The following is a 1,176-nucleotide window of genomic DNA, read 5'->3' as shown; positions in this document are numbered from 1 at the left end:
CGGGACCGCCTACGCTGCCGCCGAGGCAGCAGGCTGGCGCCCCGACGAGCTTGAGCGGCTGGGCGCGGAGGTGCCTTCGCATCGTCCGAAGGGGAGGCCGCGGAAGAAGGTTGTGGTCCCGAAGAGGAACACGATCCCCAGCCCGTCACCGGCTGATGCGGCGGGACTGGTGACGGAGGTGGACCAGCCGACCGGGTAGCGATCGGGCCAGGAGAAGGTGCCCTGTGCTCTCCGCTGCTCCGCGGGTCGCAGCAGCGGAGAGCGAGTTAGTGGGAAGTGTTACGTTGTTTGAGAATCCTGAGGACACCTGAGAGCGGCTCGTCGGTGGCAAGGACTCAGGGTTGGCGCGGATGGGTCACCCGTCGTTGGTGACGGCGACCACGGGCGGCCCGGAGAGGGGTGGGCCGAAGTCAACGAGCGGCCGGGTCTGCCGTCTGGTAATTGCCTGAACGCGTGAACAGCGCGGCTGCGAAATCGGATCATCCGTTGAATCCGGATGCGAGTGTCCGTCAGCCGCACTTCCCGCCCCGGCTGCCAGGATGTCGTGCGCACAAGAACCAGCCTTTCCAGGAAAGGTGCACCCATGCCTGCTGTGCCGCATGTCGGTGGGGGAGTCAACTTGCTCCTCGGCTATCGCCCTTGGGGGAAGGAGGTGCGGTCCCCGCTCTTCCCGCCCTCGAAGGTCCCGGTCACGGCCGTCGAGCCCGCGACGGTCAAGGACCGCAACGCCTGGTCGGGGCCGGTCGTCACGATCCATCCGGACGCCGTGGGCCTCGTCGGCAAGCTCTACGATCACCAAGTACTGGTCACCCGGGGCAAGGGGACGGTACCGGCCGGTTCCCTCGTCCTCGGGGACGCCGACGCGGCCGCCGCTGCCGCGGCACTCGGTGACTACCTCGGGGTTCCGCTCAAGCCCGGCCTCGGCTACATGCTGGTCCGGCAGGTCCGCAAGCACCGCGTGGAGAGCATCGACCCGTCCGAGACCGGTGGCCAGGTCAAGCTGACCCCGGCTGCCGACGGCGCCGTCGAGAAGCTGCCGGACCGCAGCGCCCGGCCGTCCGTGTCCGATGCCGCGCAGTACCTGTCGTTCTTCGAGACCTTCGGCACCCACTTCGTCACCGCCGTGCACTACGGCGAGGTGATCTTCCAGGTCTTCGCCTACGAGGAGCAGCTCTG

1 protein-coding gene is annotated in these 1,176 nt (G+C 68.3%); it reads left to right on the top strand.

Annotated features, from left to right (window positions below; genetic code table 11):
• Window positions 1–652 precede the first annotated feature (652 nt).
• The coding region (locus AB0O00_RS40550; RefSeq protein ID WP_363659669.1) for an MAC/perforin domain-containing protein at window positions 653–1,176 on the top strand (524 nt) is incomplete at its 3' end.

The organism is Kitasatospora sp. NPDC093558, from assembly GCF_040683475.1.
GTDB lineage: Bacteria > Actinomycetota > Actinomycetes > Streptomycetales > Streptomycetaceae > Kitasatospora.
This window is presented reverse-complemented; position numbering and strand designations above follow the sequence as displayed.